At 48.1% G+C, this 14588-nt stretch carries 14 protein-coding genes; 6 read left to right on the plus strand and 8 right to left on the minus strand.

Features of this window, described 5'->3' with window-relative positions; translation table 11 throughout:
- The first annotated feature begins 104 nt into the window (after nucleotides 1-104).
- Nucleotides 105-887: an ABC transporter permease gene (locus tag QJR74_RS08950; RefSeq protein WP_304371514.1), complete on the plus strand. Its 783-nt coding sequence runs from the start codon at nucleotides 105-107 to the stop codon at nucleotides 885-887.
- 3 nt (nucleotides 888-890) lie between these two features.
- Nucleotides 891-1583: an ABC transporter ATP-binding protein gene (locus QJR74_RS08955; RefSeq protein ID WP_304371515.1), complete on the plus strand. Its 693-nt coding sequence runs from the start codon at nucleotides 891-893 to the stop codon at nucleotides 1581-1583.
- A 51-nt stretch (nucleotides 1584-1634) separates the two neighbouring features.
- On the opposite strand, the gene gndA is transcribed toward QJR74_RS08955, so the two are convergent.
- The 6 genes from gndA to udk form a co-directional block, all read right to left on the minus strand.
- On the minus strand, nucleotides 1635-3041 hold the full coding sequence (gndA, locus tag QJR74_RS08960; protein ID WP_099824322.1) for an NADP-dependent phosphogluconate dehydrogenase: 1407 nt from the start codon (nucleotides 3039-3041) through the stop codon (nucleotides 1635-1637).
- Between the two features lie 162 nt (nucleotides 3042-3203).
- Nucleotides 3204-4220, minus strand: coding sequence for a UDP-glucose 4-epimerase GalE (gene galE, locus QJR74_RS08965; RefSeq protein ID WP_304371516.1), 1017 nt, complete (start codon nucleotides 4218-4220; stop codon nucleotides 3204-3206).
- A 15-nt stretch (nucleotides 4221-4235) separates the two neighbouring features.
- Nucleotides 4236-5138, minus strand: a complete 903-nt coding sequence (gene galF, locus QJR74_RS08970) for a UTP--glucose-1-phosphate uridylyltransferase GalF (RefSeq protein WP_304371517.1) — start codon at nucleotides 5136-5138, stop codon at nucleotides 4236-4238.
- Nucleotides 5139-5229: 91 nt separating this feature from the next.
- Nucleotides 5230-7035, minus strand: coding sequence for an outer membrane assembly protein AsmA (gene asmA, locus QJR74_RS08975; protein WP_304371518.1), 1806 nt, complete (start codon nucleotides 7033-7035; stop codon nucleotides 5230-5232).
- Between the two features lie 22 nt (nucleotides 7036-7057).
- Nucleotides 7058-7639, minus strand: coding sequence for a dCTP deaminase (gene dcd, locus QJR74_RS08980; protein WP_304371519.1), 582 nt, complete (start codon nucleotides 7637-7639; stop codon nucleotides 7058-7060).
- A gap of 33 nt (nucleotides 7640-7672) precedes the next feature.
- Nucleotides 7673-8314, minus strand: coding sequence for a uridine kinase (udk, locus tag QJR74_RS08985; RefSeq protein ID WP_304371520.1), 642 nt, complete (start codon nucleotides 8312-8314; stop codon nucleotides 7673-7675).
- A gap of 224 nt (nucleotides 8315-8538) precedes the next feature.
- Between udk and QJR74_RS08990 the strand changes: the two genes are divergently transcribed.
- The 4 genes from QJR74_RS08990 (at nucleotide 8539) to yegS (ending at nucleotide 12975) form a co-directional block, all read left to right on the plus strand.
- The gene (locus QJR74_RS08990) at nucleotides 8539-9159 is read left to right on the plus strand and encodes a phosphatase PAP2 family protein (protein ID WP_304371521.1); all 621 of its coding nucleotides are present in this window, start codon (nucleotides 8539-8541) and stop codon (nucleotides 9157-9159) included.
- Between the two features lie 66 nt (nucleotides 9160-9225).
- Entirely contained in the window at nucleotides 9226-10578 is a 1353-nt protein-coding gene (yegD, locus tag QJR74_RS08995; protein WP_304371522.1) for a molecular chaperone, read from the plus strand.
- Between the two features lie 108 nt (nucleotides 10579-10686).
- Complete coding sequence (trhP, locus tag QJR74_RS09000) at nucleotides 10687-12051, plus strand: prephenate-dependent tRNA uridine(34) hydroxylase TrhP (RefSeq protein ID WP_304371523.1); 1365 nt, start codon at nucleotides 10687-10689, stop codon at nucleotides 12049-12051.
- Nucleotides 12052-12084: 33 nt separating this feature from the next.
- Nucleotides 12085-12975, plus strand: a complete 891-nt coding sequence (gene yegS, locus QJR74_RS09005) for a lipid kinase YegS (RefSeq protein WP_304371524.1) — start codon at nucleotides 12085-12087, stop codon at nucleotides 12973-12975.
- Here yegS and thiD read toward each other — a convergent pair.
- Nucleotides 12964-13782 carry a bifunctional hydroxymethylpyrimidine kinase/phosphomethylpyrimidine kinase gene (gene thiD, locus QJR74_RS09010; protein ID WP_304371525.1) on the minus strand — a complete coding sequence of 273 codons (819 nt, stop codon included), beginning with the start codon at nucleotides 13780-13782 and terminating at the stop codon, nucleotides 12964-12966. The two genes, yegS and thiD, sit on opposite strands and share 12 nt — an antisense overlap.
- On the minus strand, nucleotides 13782-14573 hold the full coding sequence (thiM, locus tag QJR74_RS09015; RefSeq protein ID WP_304371526.1) for a hydroxyethylthiazole kinase: 792 nt from the start codon (nucleotides 14571-14573) through the stop codon (nucleotides 13782-13784). The genes thiD and thiM overlap by 1 nt, the downstream gene beginning before the upstream one ends.
- Nucleotides 14574-14588 lie beyond the last annotated feature (15 nt).

Here is a 14588-nt window from a genome sequence, read left to right on the forward strand (position 1 = left end):
CTATCGAGTTACTCTCAACAAATCTCTGCCAACGGTAATACTCCCATTCACATATCCTATTACAACTCTGCATACTAGCGACCTTTCCTCTTGGGAGACGGTGAATGGATTCTCTTAGCTCTGAAATAAAACACAGCTTTACGCTTTTCTCATTATGGCGAACCTTGGCGTGGAACGATGTGCTCAATCGTTATCGACGTTCAATCCTTGGGCCATTTTGGATCACCCTCAGTATGGCGACCACTCTCTTGGCAATGGGCCCGTTATATGGAAACTTATTTCATCTAAGCCTACAGGATTTTTTGCCGCATCTTTGTTTGGGATTAATTTTCTGGTCGCTATGCACAGGGGTGATTAACGAAAGTAGCACGGCTTTTACCGATGCCGCCCACTTTATCCGACAGATCCCTTTACCTTTCCCACTCTATATTTTACGGGTTACGTGGCGACAGCTGATTATCTTATTACATAATTTGACGGTGGTACCCTTCCTATTACTGTTTTATCCCCCGGACTGGTCATGGTCCATGCTTTTGCTAGCGCCTGCGCTGGGTATTACTCTACTATTTTTAAGTAGCCTAGGGCTCATTTCCGCCATTCTCTGTACTCGCTACCGCGATGTCGCGCCTATTATCAACAGTGTCATGACACTTCTTTTCTTTGTTACGCCAATCATTTGGCAACTTTCACTGCTGTCAGCGGATCAGCAATACTTCGCTCGACTTAATCCTTTTACGCACTTTATCGAGTTACTAAGGGGAACAATGTTAGGCCATCCCCCATCGTTAACCGAATGGGCGCTCACCGCATTGTTGGCCCTTATCGCTGCGGTACTGGCCAGTAGGCTTATCACCCAAACGCATAAACGTATCGCTTATTGGATTTGAATAATGTACATCGATTGCCAGCAACTGAAGATTGAGTTCCCCATTTTTAATGCTCAACAACGCTCCGTAAAGCGCTCACTGCTTAATCTTGCCGGGGGAAGAGTCAATAGAACCAGCGGGGCTGTGTCTATTACTGCATTGGAAGATATCAGCTTCCGACTAGAGGAAGGGGATCGCTTAGCGCTAATCGGTCATAATGGTTCCGGGAAAACCACGTTACTACGCGCCTTAGCGGGTGTTTATAGCCCGACAGCTGGCTACATCAAAACCTGTGGCCGCATTAGTTCACTATTGGATGCGACGCTTGGAATGGAACCCGAGTTAACCGGTATTGAAAATATCAAACTCAGAAGCTTATTAATGGGGATCCCCACGCAGCAATTATCAAGCCTGATTGAGGAGGTGATTACTTTTAGCGAGCTTGAGGAGTTTATCTATCTTCCCGTAAGGACCTACTCAAGTGGCATGATACTACGATTAGCCTTCGCCATTTGTACGGCTAAATCGCCAGAAATATTGCTAATGGATGAGTGGATAAGTGTGGGAGATGAACGATTTAAAGAAAAAGCCGAAAAACGGTTACAACAGTATATTCAACAAGCAGCGATCTTAGTTATCGCCACCCACGATGCAGACCTGGCGCAACGGATCACTAATCGCCAACTTCGTTTAGTGCAAGGACGATGTCAAGGTTAAAAAAAAGCCAGTGACCGAGTCACTGGCTGATGAACGCGTTTACCTTAGGACTTAGTCTAACCACTCAGTGTGGAAAACACCTTCTTTATCTGTACGCTTATAAGTGTGCGCACCGAAGTAGTCACGTTGGGCCTGGATCAGGTTAGCAGGCAGAACTTCTGAACGATAGCTATCGTAGTAAGCAATCGCTGCAGAGAAGGTTGGCATTGGAATACCATTTTGCACTGCATAGCTCACCACATCACGTAACGCTTGTTGGTATTCGTCAGCGATATTTTTGAAGTAAGGAGCAAGCAGTAAGTTAGCGATCTCTGGGTTCTCTGCATAAGCATCAGTGATTTTTTGCAGGAATTGAGCACGGATGATACAGCCCGCACGGAAGATTTTCGCTAACTCACCGTAGTTAAGATCCCAGCTATATTGATCTGACGCCGCACGAAGCTGAGAGAAACCTTGTGCGTAAGAAACAATTTTACCTAGGTATAATGCACGACGAACTTTCTCGATAAATTCAGCTTTATCACCGTTGAATGCAGCAACTTTTGGTCCGGTTAGCACCTTAGAGGCAGCAACGCGTTGTGATTTCAGAGAAGAGAGATAGCGCGCAAAGACAGACTCAGTAATCAGAGATAATGGCTCACCCAGATCTAATGAACTTTGGCTAGTCCACTTACCTGTACCTTTGTTAGCCGCTTCATCAAGAATCACATCGACTAAGTAGTTACCGGTATCATCTTTCTTAGTGAAAATGTCTTTTGTGATGTCAATTAAGTAGCTGCTAAGCTCGCCTTGATTCCACTCACTAAAGGTTTTCGCTAATTCTTCATTAGACAGGCCTAAGGAGCCTTTCAGTACAGAGTAGGCTTCGGCGATTAGCTGCATATCACCGTATTCGATACCGTTGTGTACCATTTTAACGTAGTGACCCGCACCGTCTGGACCGATATAGGTCACACAGGCTTCGCCTTCTGCACGTGCAGCGATTTTATCGAAAATCGGTGCCACTAACTCGTAAGCTTCTTTTTGACCGCCAGGCATGATTGAAGGACCCTTCAATGCCCCCTCTTCACCACCCGAAACGCCGGTACCGATAAAGTTGAAACCTTGGTCAGACAGTTCTTTGTTACGACGGATGGTATCTTTATAGAAGGTGTTACCCCCATCAATCAAGATATCGCCTTTATCTAGGTGTGGAGTGAGTGATGCAATGGTTTTATCGGTCGCTTCACCGGCTTGTACCATCAACAGAATACGGCGAGGTTTTTCTAAGGACTCGACAAACTCTTCAACGCTGTAGAACGGCGCGAGTTTTTTACCTGGGTTTTCTGCAATCACTTCATCCGTTTTTTCACGTGAACGGTTGAAGATTGAGACAGTATAGCCACGGCTTTCAATATTCAGCGCGAGATTACGGCCCATTACTGCCATTCCGACAACACCAATTTGCTGCTTAGACATTACATTCTCCTGTCTGGTAGAAAGCTTACCTATGTGAACATTATGTTCTAGGTTTGTTAGCACGTACCTTGTTCTATAAGTTATATAAAAACCTGAGCGGGAAATCCATGCATAACGCACGTTTGATCAAGTCCACGCCGCTCAGATGCTTATTAATTACACTTATTGACGATATCCATGCGGATTTTTCTGCTGCCAACGCCAGGTATCAACCATCATCTGATCAATCCCTCTTGAAACGCTCCAGTTCAATTCTTTCGCCGCTAAGGCAGGTTCTGCCCAAAACGCAGCCAAGTCACCCGCGCGACGTGGCTTAATTTCAAACGGGATAGTACAACCAGAGGCTTGTTCGAATGCACGGATCATGTCGAGTACTGAATAGCCTTTACCCGCTCCAAGATTATAAGCGCGATAACCTTGAGTCTGTTGTAAATGGTCCAGAGCTTTTAAATGCCCTTCAGCCAGATCCATGACGTGAATATAATCACGTTGACAGGTTCCATCTGGTGTCGGGTAGTCACCACCAAAGACCCCTAATTGCGGCAACTTACCGATGGCAACCTGTGCAATGTAAGGTAATAAATTATTCGGGATGCCAGAAGGATCTTCACCGATTTCCCCAGACTCATGTGCGCCTACTGGGTTAAAATACCGTAAAGCGATAGTATTAAATTGCGGTTCTGCTTTAGCAAAATCTTGTAATACCAGCTCAATCATCAGTTTCGACGTACCATAGGGACTCGTCGTGCCACCGATCGCCGTCGTTTCCACATAAGGCACAGGCGCATCCGCCCCATAGACAGTGGCGGAAGAACTAAAAATAAAGTTCCAAATCTCTGCGCGACGCATCTCTTCAAGCAATACCAAGGTACCGGATACGTTATTTTCATAATATTCTAACGGCATCCGCGTCGATTCCCCCACCGCTTTTAAGGCAGCGAAGTGGATGACATCGGTGATACGATGCTCAGCGAACAATGACTGCAAGCAGGCTCTATCGCGGATATCGCCTTCGACAAAAGCTGCCTGCCGGCCAGTTAACTTTGCTACGCGTGCAAGAGCTTCTTGTGAGGCATTACAGAGATTATCCAATACAACGACATCATCACCACGTTCAAGCAGTGCTAGGACGGTATGGGAGCCGATATAGCCCGCACCACCTGTGACTAAAATTGCCATAATTATTCAGCCTAATTAGGAATTAAGAAGTTTTTTAATTGAGTCTCTGAATGCTTGTCCAGATTGAGCATTACGTAAGCCGTAGGCAACAAAAGCCTGCATATAGCCGAGTTTGCGCCCGCAATTATAACTAATGCCATGAAGTTCACTGGCTTCAACCGCTTCCGATTGATTAAGGGCAGAAATTGCATCGGTAAGTTGAATACGGCCCCAAGCCCCTGGCTGAGTCGCTTCTAAATGCGCCCAGATTTTTTCGGATAAGACATAACGACCTACCGCCGCGAGCTGTGCGGTGTCCGGTAAATTGTCAACATTGGATGGTTTTTCGATGAAATCGACGATACGACAGGTATCACCTGGAGAGACTAAAGGTTGTTCCGTTGTAATCACCGAGTAATCTGCGAGCTCTTCCCGGGGAAGCGTTTGACAGAGAACTTGTGAGTGGCCAGTTTCCGAGAAACGCGACAACATCGCCGCCAGATTATAACGCAGTGGATCGGCACTCTGGTTATCGAGAATAACATCAGGCAATACCACGACAAATGGGTTATCCCCAACGATGGGCTTAGCACAAAGAATCGCATGGCCTAAACCCAATGGCTGCGGTTGGCGGACATTCATGATGGTTACACCAGGGGGACAGATACTTTTCACTTCACTGAGAAGTTGTCGTTTTACACGCTGTTCAAGGAGTGCTTCAAGTTCGTAGGTGGTATCGAAATGGTTTTCAACTGCATTTTTAGAAGCGTGGGTCACTAAGACAATTTCTTTGATACCCGCGGTAACGCATTCATCGATGATGTACTGAATCATCGGTTTATCGACCACTGGCAACATCTCTTTAGGAATCGCTTTAGTCGCGGGTAACATATGCATACCGAGGCCGGCGACGGGAATAACCGCTTTCAAATTTTTCATCTCTTATCCACTAGTTAGAGTACGTGCACGATAGTATCGATGAGCCTAGTCCCTCAAAGCATAGGGAGAGTCTGAAACTCTCCCTATATCATCATGATGAGGGATGTTTAGCCTTATCGTTATCTTTCAGCCACTGCTGTAATCGATTCTTAAGATTATTTTTCAATAACCTATCGACAGAAAGCGAATATTGTAACTGATTCCAAGGACCATAGAATCGTAATGGAATAGGTTGATTAGCCAACAATGCCACCATATCCCGATCGCCTTTCCACCCACGAGTTAACAGGTTGAAGGTGATATCAAGTTGACGTTGTGAAAAGTTGATATCGCCGAGGGCATTCAATGAGACTTGAGCATTTTCGCCTTCCAGCTGTTTAAGCTGTAATTCGCCGTTAGCCAAAGTAAAATAGCCCCGCATATTGGGAATAGTTGGATGTAATGAAGGGTCGGAATTTACGCGATTACTGGCTCGCGTTACCGCATCAATGACCATTTGTTGGACATTCATCTGCGGAATATCCAGGCTAATCAGCTCGACTGATGAACGTCCCTGCCACTGGGTAAGGATTTCATGACCGGTCAGTCCTTGTCCCGTGAAGTCGCCAAGTAAGCTTATATCCCCGTTTAATACTGGCGGAATTTGTAATAATGGCTGAACCACCTGTAACGGAATACGTTGTATATCGGTGTGTAATTCGACAGACGCCAATTCTGGACGAAAATCAACGTTACCCTTGATAGCGAATTGTCCATTACCCACCTTACCGGAAAGCGTGTTCAGGCTCATCATCCCCAGGTTATTTTGCGTATCAAACGTCAAGTCCTTGACTGTCACACCATGCCAGGTTGCTCGGTTGGCCGTCAGTTGGCTAGTTATCTCACTTTGGTTGAGCCAATCGATGAAGCCTCGATTATTTTTTTCTACCACAACCGGAGAATGAACACGACGAACAGCGATCTCGTTCACGTTTTGCGCAATGGTGGCAGACTGAGACTGTTTTGATACCAGCAGCTGATCGAAATTAGCATTCTGTGAATGCAAGGTAAGATTGAGTTTTAAGGCAGAGGCTAAGGTACCGTTTGCTCTCCCCTCGAAATCACTATCGTTGGCTTGAAGAGTAAAATGGGTTAGGTCAAAGCTGTTACTCATCGGTGACCATTGCGCAGAAAATGTGGTCTCGCCCTTAATACCTTGTTCAGGTAATGACACTCCCTGTAATTGATAATTCCCCCGGTCGACAGAGAAGGACATTTTGTAAGGATAATGGCGGGCATCCATCTTTCCTTCGAAATCAATTGAAAAAGTTTGCTGATTCCGCGTTAAAGCAGTGCTGAGATGATATTGCCCACTACGTGAGGCATCTTGGTGTAAGCTCAGATTGAGATTACGAAAATTAAGTTGCTCACCTTGCGGAGTTTGCCAGATGAGTAAACTATTCGCTACCGAAACATGCGCAATATCTAAGGTCCAGTGGCCTAAGGTGGAAGGCAGTGCGGTGTTATCATCTGGGGCGATCGGCGCCGCTGACGCTGTTTTGGCTGCCGCATCCGGCGTGGCTTGTATTACCGCATGCGTGATTAAGACTTTACTAATGTGTAACTGGTGAGAAAGAAGTGGAAAAAGCTCAACATCTAAACGCATATTGTCAGCCGTCACCGCGGGCTGTTGCGCCCCCGGCGCGGTGAGGACGACCGGTCCGCTTAAGATGCTCAGTCTTGGCCACACATGCCAACGCAGATCGCCTTTTAGCGTCAGTTGATAACCACTGCGCTTTTGAACCTGTTGAACCATGTAATGTTTGAAATCATTGGGGTTTACCAACAGGACGAGTGCAGACATCCCTGCGACCAACACCGCGATGAGAATGGCGAAGGTGGTTATCAGCTTTCTCATGCCATCTCCCTTTTAAGCGTAATTAATCTTTATCAATTCGGCTAGCGACCGCGCTTTGTTGATCACGGTACTTGGCATCCTGACGACTATTATAAGGTCGTGCAGCCGGTCCTGATAAAGGCTCAAAACTTAATGCTCCGATTAACATTCCTGGGCGCAAGGCCAAGGGGAGTTTACCCGAGTTAAAAAATTCTAACACAATTCGCCCTTTCCAACCGGGATCGATTCGATGGGCGGTGACGTGCACCATTAATCCAAGACGGGCTAATGATGAGCGGCCATCTAACCAACCGACCAAATCGTTGGGCAAGGTAACGGATTCATAAGTCACAGCCAACGCAAGTTCGCCTGGGTGCAGGAAAAAGGCTTCATCGTCTTGCAGGACAATTTCTTCGCTCATCACGCGCTCTAAGGATGCACTCACGGCGTCTTTAGGGCCACTTAAATCGATGTATGCCGCGGTGTGCCCACGAAAGGTACGAAAGCCATTCCCCAATCGTACATCGACCGTCGCACCGTTGATCCGTTCAACTGGCGGTCGGGGGTCGATAGACAGTTTCCCCTCATCCATCCATGCCTCAATGTCTCGGTCGCATAATCTCATAGTGAATCCCTAATAAAATATCGCAAAAAAAACTTACTCAAAGAACTGATTAATCTTAGCTTTTAAAATGTCGATCGCAATACGATTCTTTCCACCGCGCGGCACAATGATATCTGCATATTGTTTAGACGGTTCGATAAATTGCAGAAACATTGGACGAACTGTTTTTTGATATTGACTCATCACCGAATCCATTGAACGTCCACGTTCATTAACGTCACGTTTCATCCGACGCATCAAGCAAATATCTAATGGGGTATCGACGAAAATAGAGAAGTTGAGTTCGTTTCGAAGGCGGGCATCGGTCAACAATAAAATCCCTTCGAGGATAATCACTTTTTTGGGGTTTAAGGTTTGAGTTTTTGCCATGCGAGTATGTTCAGAATAGCTGTACATTGGCAATTCAATCGACTGACCGGCTTTTATGGCTTGCAACTGATTTAAAAGTAAATCGTGATCCATCGCATTGGGATGGTCATAGTTGGTCTTGATGCGCTCTTCCATCGTGAGATGGCTTTGGTCGCGGTAATAACAATCTTCTGGGATAACACCGATATGTTCATCACCCACTTGGTCACGAATTTCACGATATAGCGTACTGGCAATTAAGCTTTTTCCAGATGCGGATGCGCCCGCAATTCCGATAATCACACATTGATGAGACTGGTCAGACATTATTTTACAACCTGAAACTGAAGCCGTAATACTCGCGTTGTGAAGCAAGTACTTTAGCAAAATGGGAGGATAAACGCTGGCGATTATAAGGGTTTCACCGCGGTGATGCTAGCAAAAAGGACGTACTTTTAAGAGTTTAACACTGTTTTTTTGGTGGCGGTTGGATACACTAGCGCGCTGAATTGGCTGACGGGCAGCCAATCCCTGTCAATCGTAGAGGATTTATGCACTGGCAAATGTTGACCTATTTTGGTGATAGCATGCTGTTGTTACCAAGTGCTGTTGTCTTGGCTTTTGCCCTGTTCTATAACACCTCGCGATTCTCGCCAGTTTTCTACTGGCTGCTGAGTTTTGGCACTGCAGGGTTAGTGGTCAGCATCTCAAAAGTCTTATTTCTAGGATTTTTGATTGGCAGTGCACGCTATAACTTTACCGGCTTTAGTGGCCATACCACGATGTCCACAACATTTTGGCCAATCTTTCTATGGTTTATGGCACGGGGTTTCTCGTTCAAACGCCCACTTATCTGGGTCGCCTTCGGTTATCTTTTCGCGCTAACTATCGCCTATTCTCGTCTAGTACTGCATGCCCACTCGCCGAGTGAAGTCATCTGTGGCTTTTTATTGGGGTGCGGTTGTAGTCTATTTTTTCTGTCCATGCAGCGAAAAGTGGCATTTAAGCCGATTAGCCTCATTGAATTACTGCTTATCGTCGCGCTACCGCTATTTCTGGTCTCACAGGGAAAACCGGCTACCACCCAACATTTTCTCGGTACGCTAGCAGCCAAACTCGCCGGAATGGAGCAGCCACACACACGTCAGCAATTACTCTCCTTAGGTCAATAAAGGTTAACGATTGACTTTGCGCCGTAACCCGTTAAAGTGCGCCCCTTTTATTAAAGGGGGTGCAGCATGGTAATTGGTTTCGATTATGGTACAGCAAACTGTTCGGTAGCAATCGAACGTGAGGGTCAGTTTCAACAACTGCCACTTGCCGGCACTGACAAATTACTTCCCTCAATGATGAGCGCCCCCATTCGCTCAGTGGTCAGTGAGTGGTTATATCGTCATCACGGTGTCAGTTATCACACCGCTGAAGAGACCGCCCTTTTACAACACGCTTTACGCGCAAACCGCGACGAAGACCTGCCCGTCTCGACGCAAAGTGTGCAGTTTGGCTTATCTGCGTTAAACCACTATATTGCAGACCCGCAAGATGTGTGGTTTGTAAAGTCACCGAAATCGTTTCTCGGCGCAAAGGGACTTAAACCCCAACAAATCGCCTTTTTTGATGATGTAGTCTGCGCCATGATGCTCCATATCCGCCAGCAGGCGGAGCAGCATACCCAAATGCCAATTGAACAAGCAGTTATCGGGCGTCCAGTTAACTTTCAAGGCATCGGTGGTGAAGAGGCAAATCAGCAAGCTGTCGGCATTTTACGTCGCGCAGCACTGCGCGCAGGCTTTCGTGATGTAGAGTTTCAGTTCGAACCCGTGGCTGCAGGCTTAGAATATGAATCCCGACTCACTCGCGAAACACGCGTACTGGTCGTCGATATCGGCGGCGGAACCACTGACTGTTCACTACTGCTGATGGGTCCTGAGTGGCGACATAAAGCTGAGCGGAGCGAAAGCTTACTGGCTCATAGTGGCTGTCGCGTGGGGGGAAACGATTTGGATATTATGCTGGCTTATAAACAGCTAATGCCGCTGTTAGGCGCAGGCAGTCCTTCACGAACCGGTAAAGCCTTACCGATGCTGCCTTGGTGGAATGCGATCGCCATCAATGATGTGATGGCTCAAGGCGACTTTTACAGTGCCAGTGGCGGCAAACAACTCCAACAGATGGTGAAAGATGCGCAACAGCCCGAATTAGTCGCTCGTCTTTTGACCCTATGGCAAGAAAAACAAAGCTATCAGCTGGTGCGCAGTGCTGAGCAAGCGAAAATTGACCTCTCCGAACAAGCGGAAACCCGTTGTGATCTAGGGTATCTGGAAACGGCCTTGGAACTGCACCTTTCTGCGCAAACCTTGCGGGAAGCGATCGACTCACCTTTGCAGAAAATGTTACAGCAAGTTGTCGAAGTGATGCAGCAAGCTACCGTTCAACCTGAAGTCATTTACTTGACTGGGGGGAGCGCACGCTCACCACTGCTACGCCAAGCGTTGGCGCAGCTTTTACCTAATACCCAAATTGTCCAAGGGGATGATTTTGGTTCAGTTACCTTAGGGCTAACACGCTGGGCCAATACGCTTTTTGCGTAGTCAGATCAATTCCATAAAGGTTAGTGGTTGTTAGGCTAACAGGCGGCCCGTACAATCCCCTACTTTTTACAGGGTTACTATCAACCCTGCTTAAGTATGGGGTTGACCATGGCAACAGAATTACTTTCACCTGCGGGTTCATTAAAAAATATGCGCTATGCCTTTGCGTATGGGGCAGATGCCGTTTATGCAGGGCAACCGCGCTACAGCTTGCGCGTAAGAAATAATGAATTCACACTGGAGAATCTTGCTATCGGGATCCAAGAGGCTCATCAGCTTGGTAAGAAATTCTATGTTGTCAGTAATATTGCGCCGCATAATGCTAAGCTCAAAACCTTCATCCGCGACCTAACACCAATTGTTGCCCTGCAACCCGACGCCCTCATTATGTCTGATCCCGGGTTGATCATGTTGGTGCGGGAACATTTCCCTACCCTCCCCCTCCATCTCTCCGTCCAAGCCAATGCCGTCAATTGGGCTACGGTTAAGTTTTGGCAAACACAAGGCATCCATCGCGTTATCCTGTCCCGCGAACTCTCTTTGGAAGAGATCAGCGAAATTCGCCAGCACGTTCCTGAGATGGAGCTCGAAGTTTTCGTTCACGGTGCGCTCTGCATGGCCTACTCTGGCCGTTGCCTACTCTCCGGCTATCTTAATAAACGTGATCCTAATCAGGGGACCTGTACCAATGCCTGTCGTTGGGACTACAAAATCACCCCCGCTCAAGAGGACGACCTCGGCAATATGGTAGAAAGCGTTTCGCCTCCCCCAACGCTTGGCCTCGGCCCCACCACTCAGCAAGCTTTATTATTGACCGATAAAATGCGTCCTGACGAACCGATGAGTGCAACCGAGGACGAGCATGGCTCCTATATCATGAATTCTAAGGATTTACGGGCCGTTGAACATGTCTCTCGCTTAGTCGAAATGGGGATCCATTCGTTAAAGATTGAAGGGCGGACCAAATCCTTTTACTACTGCGCTCGCACCGCGCAAGTCTATCGTCAGGCCATCGACGATGCGCAAACGGGAAAGCCTTTCGACCCAGCATTACTCATAAGCTTAGAGGGGCTAGCCCATCGTGGTTATACCGAAGGATTTTTACGCCGTCATACCCATGACAGCTATCAGAATACGCAACAAGGTTACTCTGTTTCTGATCGACAGCAGTTTGTCGGGGAGTTTAGTCAAGCCCAAGACCAAGGTTTCGCCGAAGTGATTGTTAAAAATAAATTCCAGTGTGGTGACCACCTTGAAGTGATGACACCTAAGGGTAATTTCTCTTTTATTCTTGATATCCTGCACGATAAACAACACCGCCCCATCACGGTGGCCCCAGGTGATGGTTATCGCGTCTGGATACCGATCCCCCCTAATACCGAGCTTGGCTACGCCTTACTCGTTAGGCATTTAGAACAGGGGCAGACTACGCAAGCACCCCATCGCAACAATCATCGCGCAGGTGTGGTATAAAGGAGCCAATTTGATTGAGTAAAGGTAAAGAGTATGGGTTCAGCGTTTCTGATTCTACATGGCAAAAAAGCCAGTGATCCAATAATTCGTGACGCTGTCACTCTTCTAAGAGAAGAAGGGATAAGCCTAGAAGTTAGGGTGACCTGGGAGTTCGGTGACTGCCACCGTTTCATTACCGAGGCCATCGAAGCTGGCTGTTCAACCCTGATTATCGGCGGTGGCGATGGAAGTTTAAACGAAGCCGTTAATAGCCTAATGCGTTTCGCGGCAACACAACGTCCACCACTTGCCGTGTTGCCGCTGGGAACCGCTAACGACTTTGCCACCAGTATTGGCGTACCACAGGAAATCGAAGCTGCCTTGAGGTTAGCCCTGACGGTGACGGCGCAGCCTATCGACCTTGTCTGCGTCAATCAGCAGCACTATTTTATCAATATGGCGACAGGGGGTTTTGGAACACGGATCACCACCGAGACGCCAGAAAAATTGAAATCAGCACTGGGTGGGGCCTCCTATTTCCTGCATGGACTGTTACGGATGGACCGCTTAAAGCCAGACCATTGCACACTCGCCAGTGAGCAATGGCAATGGCAAGGCGATGCCTTAGTTATCGCAGTCGGTAATGGTCGTATGGCAGGAGGCGGGCAGCGACTCTGTCCAACGGCCTTGATTAACGATCAGCAATTGGCCTTGACCGTCATTACGGCGCAAGAGCTGTTCCCTTCCCTGCTGCACTCACTGACCCGTGATGATGAAAATCCCAATATCATTAATCAACGCGCCAGTGAATTTACCCTCACGAGCGAACATACCATGACCTTTAACTTGGATGGTGAACCGCAAAGCGGCACGCACTTTCACTTTAAGGTCTTGGGCGAAGCGATCCGTTTTCGTCTACCCGCGACCTGTGACCTATTGGGGTAAACTTACGGGCCACTGTTGGTAAAAATGATGTACGGGACCATGGCCTTGTCCAACATTTAACTCATCGGCATGAGCAATCGCCCCTTGCAACCACTGTTTTGCTTGCCAAGTCGTTTGCGCCCAATCTGTAAAATGTGGGCGCAACGCTGCCAATGCAGCGGATAAGGTGCAGCCTGTACCATGGGTGTTATGTGTCGCAATTCTCGGCTGGCTAAAACGCTGCTCACCTGTGGTCGTCATTAGCCAGTCAGGGCTATCTGCCGTCTGCAAATGGCCGCCCTTCATTAGTACCGCCTCACAGCCTAATGTCAGCAGTTTTTCGCCCTGCTCGCGCATCTGCGTCTCATTTTCCGCAGGTCGACAATCGAGTAACGCTGCGGCCTCAGGAATATTCGGGGTGATAATTGAAACCTCGGGGATCAGGACCTCACGTAGGCAACGTATCGCTTCGGGGTCTAATAAGGGATCACCGCTTTTTGCCAACATCACCGTATCCAAAACTCGCCATGGGATTGACGAGTGCTGCAAGCTTGCCGCTACCTGCTCAATGATCCCTTGATGATGTAACATCCCCATTTTTACACTGGCAATGTCAAGGTCACTGAGGACCGAGTCTAACTGCTGGCCAACAAATTCAGCCGTCACAGGAAAAATACCTTGTACACCGCAGGTATTTTGCGCCACTAAAGCAGTAATAACGCTCGCGCCATACCCTCCCAACGCACTGAAGGTTTTTAAATCAGCATGGATCCCCGCGCCACCCGAAGGGTCAGTTCCCGCAATGGTTAGAATATTATAAGGGCTCATTATGCCTCCTTCTGCTGCGCAAGACCGTCTAGTAAATGCAGCGCAAAGGTTCCTGGGCCCGCTGCCTGTCGGGCCGCGAACTCAGCCGCCCGTGATAGCATCCAGCATGCACTTGCCACGTTACTAAGCCTGTCCCCCTCTAACGAGGCGAAAGCCGCACAGAGTGCCGACAATGCACAACCGGCCCCCGTCACCCGAGTCGCGAGCACCGAACCTCCTGAAACCCCAAGGGTCCGATCCCCATCAGTGATCAGGTCCACTTCCCCGGTGACCACCACTATGCCCTCAATCGTTATCGCCAGTTTTTGCGCGGCGTCGAGTGCCTGATCGGCGCTGAGTTGCGTTTCTGGCCCTCGGCCACCCGCCGACTCACCCGCTAACACGCTGATTTCCGAGGCATTGCCGCGAATTACGCTCGGATTTAACGACAGTAATTTGCGACAAAATTCGGTCCGCAGCGTTAAGCCTCCGACAGCCACTGGATCCAGTACCCAAGGCTTACCAAAACGATTAGCATTTTCCGCGGCATGGTAATAAGTAGGGCAGTGTTCATGGTGAAGAGTACCCACATTCACTAACAGCCCATCGGCGATCTGCGCAAATTCTTGGCATTCACTCGGATCAATAATCATCGCTGGAATCGCCCCAGCCGCAAGCAGCAGATTGGCAGTAAAATTTTGTACGACTGTGTTAGTGATACAGTGAATGAGGGGGGGATGCTCGGCAAGCTGAGCGATAGCCTGTTGGGCAATGGCTGCATCAAGCTCAGGTATAGCGGTATTTGTGGGCATATTGTCTCCCACCGG

The sequence above is a fragment of the Tatumella ptyseos genome, from assembly GCF_030552895.1.
Classification (GTDB): domain Bacteria; phylum Pseudomonadota; class Gammaproteobacteria; order Enterobacterales; family Enterobacteriaceae; genus Rosenbergiella; species Rosenbergiella ptyseos_A.

What these genes read in the sequence shown, in the direction of transcription:
- dcd (WP_304371519.1), bottom strand. Translation starts at nt 7,639, where the DNA reads ATGAGATTATGCGACCGAGACATTGAGGCATGGATGGATGAGGGGAAA.
- QJR74_RS08955 (WP_304371515.1), top strand. Translation starts at nt 891, where the DNA reads ATGTACATCGATTGCCAGCAACTGAAGATTGAGTTCCCCATTTTTAAT.
- trhP (WP_304371523.1), top strand. Translation starts at nt 10,687, where the DNA reads ATGGCAACAGAATTACTTTCACCTGCGGGTTCATTAAAAAATATGCGC.
- yegD (WP_304371522.1), top strand. Translation starts at nt 9,226, where the DNA reads ATGGTAATTGGTTTCGATTATGGTACAGCAAACTGTTCGGTAGCAATC.
- yegS (WP_304371524.1), top strand. Translation starts at nt 12,085, where the DNA reads ATGGGTTCAGCGTTTCTGATTCTACATGGCAAAAAAGCCAGTGATCCA.
- asmA (WP_304371518.1), bottom strand. Translation starts at nt 7,035, where the DNA reads ATGAGAAAGCTGATAACCACCTTCGCCATTCTCATCGCGGTGTTGGTC.
- udk (WP_304371520.1), bottom strand. Translation starts at nt 8,314, where the DNA reads ATGTCTGACCAGTCTCATCAATGTGTGATTATCGGAATTGCGGGCGCA.
- QJR74_RS08950 (WP_304371514.1), top strand. Translation starts at nt 105, where the DNA reads ATGGATTCTCTTAGCTCTGAAATAAAACACAGCTTTACGCTTTTCTCA.
- thiM (WP_304371526.1), bottom strand. Translation starts at nt 14,573, where the DNA reads ATGCCCACAAATACCGCTATACCTGAGCTTGATGCAGCCATTGCCCAA.
- QJR74_RS08990 (WP_304371521.1), top strand. Translation starts at nt 8,539, where the DNA reads ATGCACTGGCAAATGTTGACCTATTTTGGTGATAGCATGCTGTTGTTA.
- galF (WP_304371517.1), bottom strand. Translation starts at nt 5,138, where the DNA reads ATGAAAAATTTGAAAGCGGTTATTCCCGTCGCCGGCCTCGGTATGCAT.
- thiD (WP_304371525.1), bottom strand. Translation starts at nt 13,782, where the DNA reads ATGAGCCCTTATAATATTCTAACCATTGCGGGAACTGACCCTTCGGGT.
- galE (WP_304371516.1), bottom strand. Translation starts at nt 4,220, where the DNA reads ATGGCAATTTTAGTCACAGGTGGTGCGGGCTATATCGGCTCCCATACC.
- gndA (WP_099824322.1), bottom strand. Translation starts at nt 3,041, where the DNA reads ATGTCTAAGCAGCAAATTGGTGTTGTCGGAATGGCAGTAATGGGCCGT.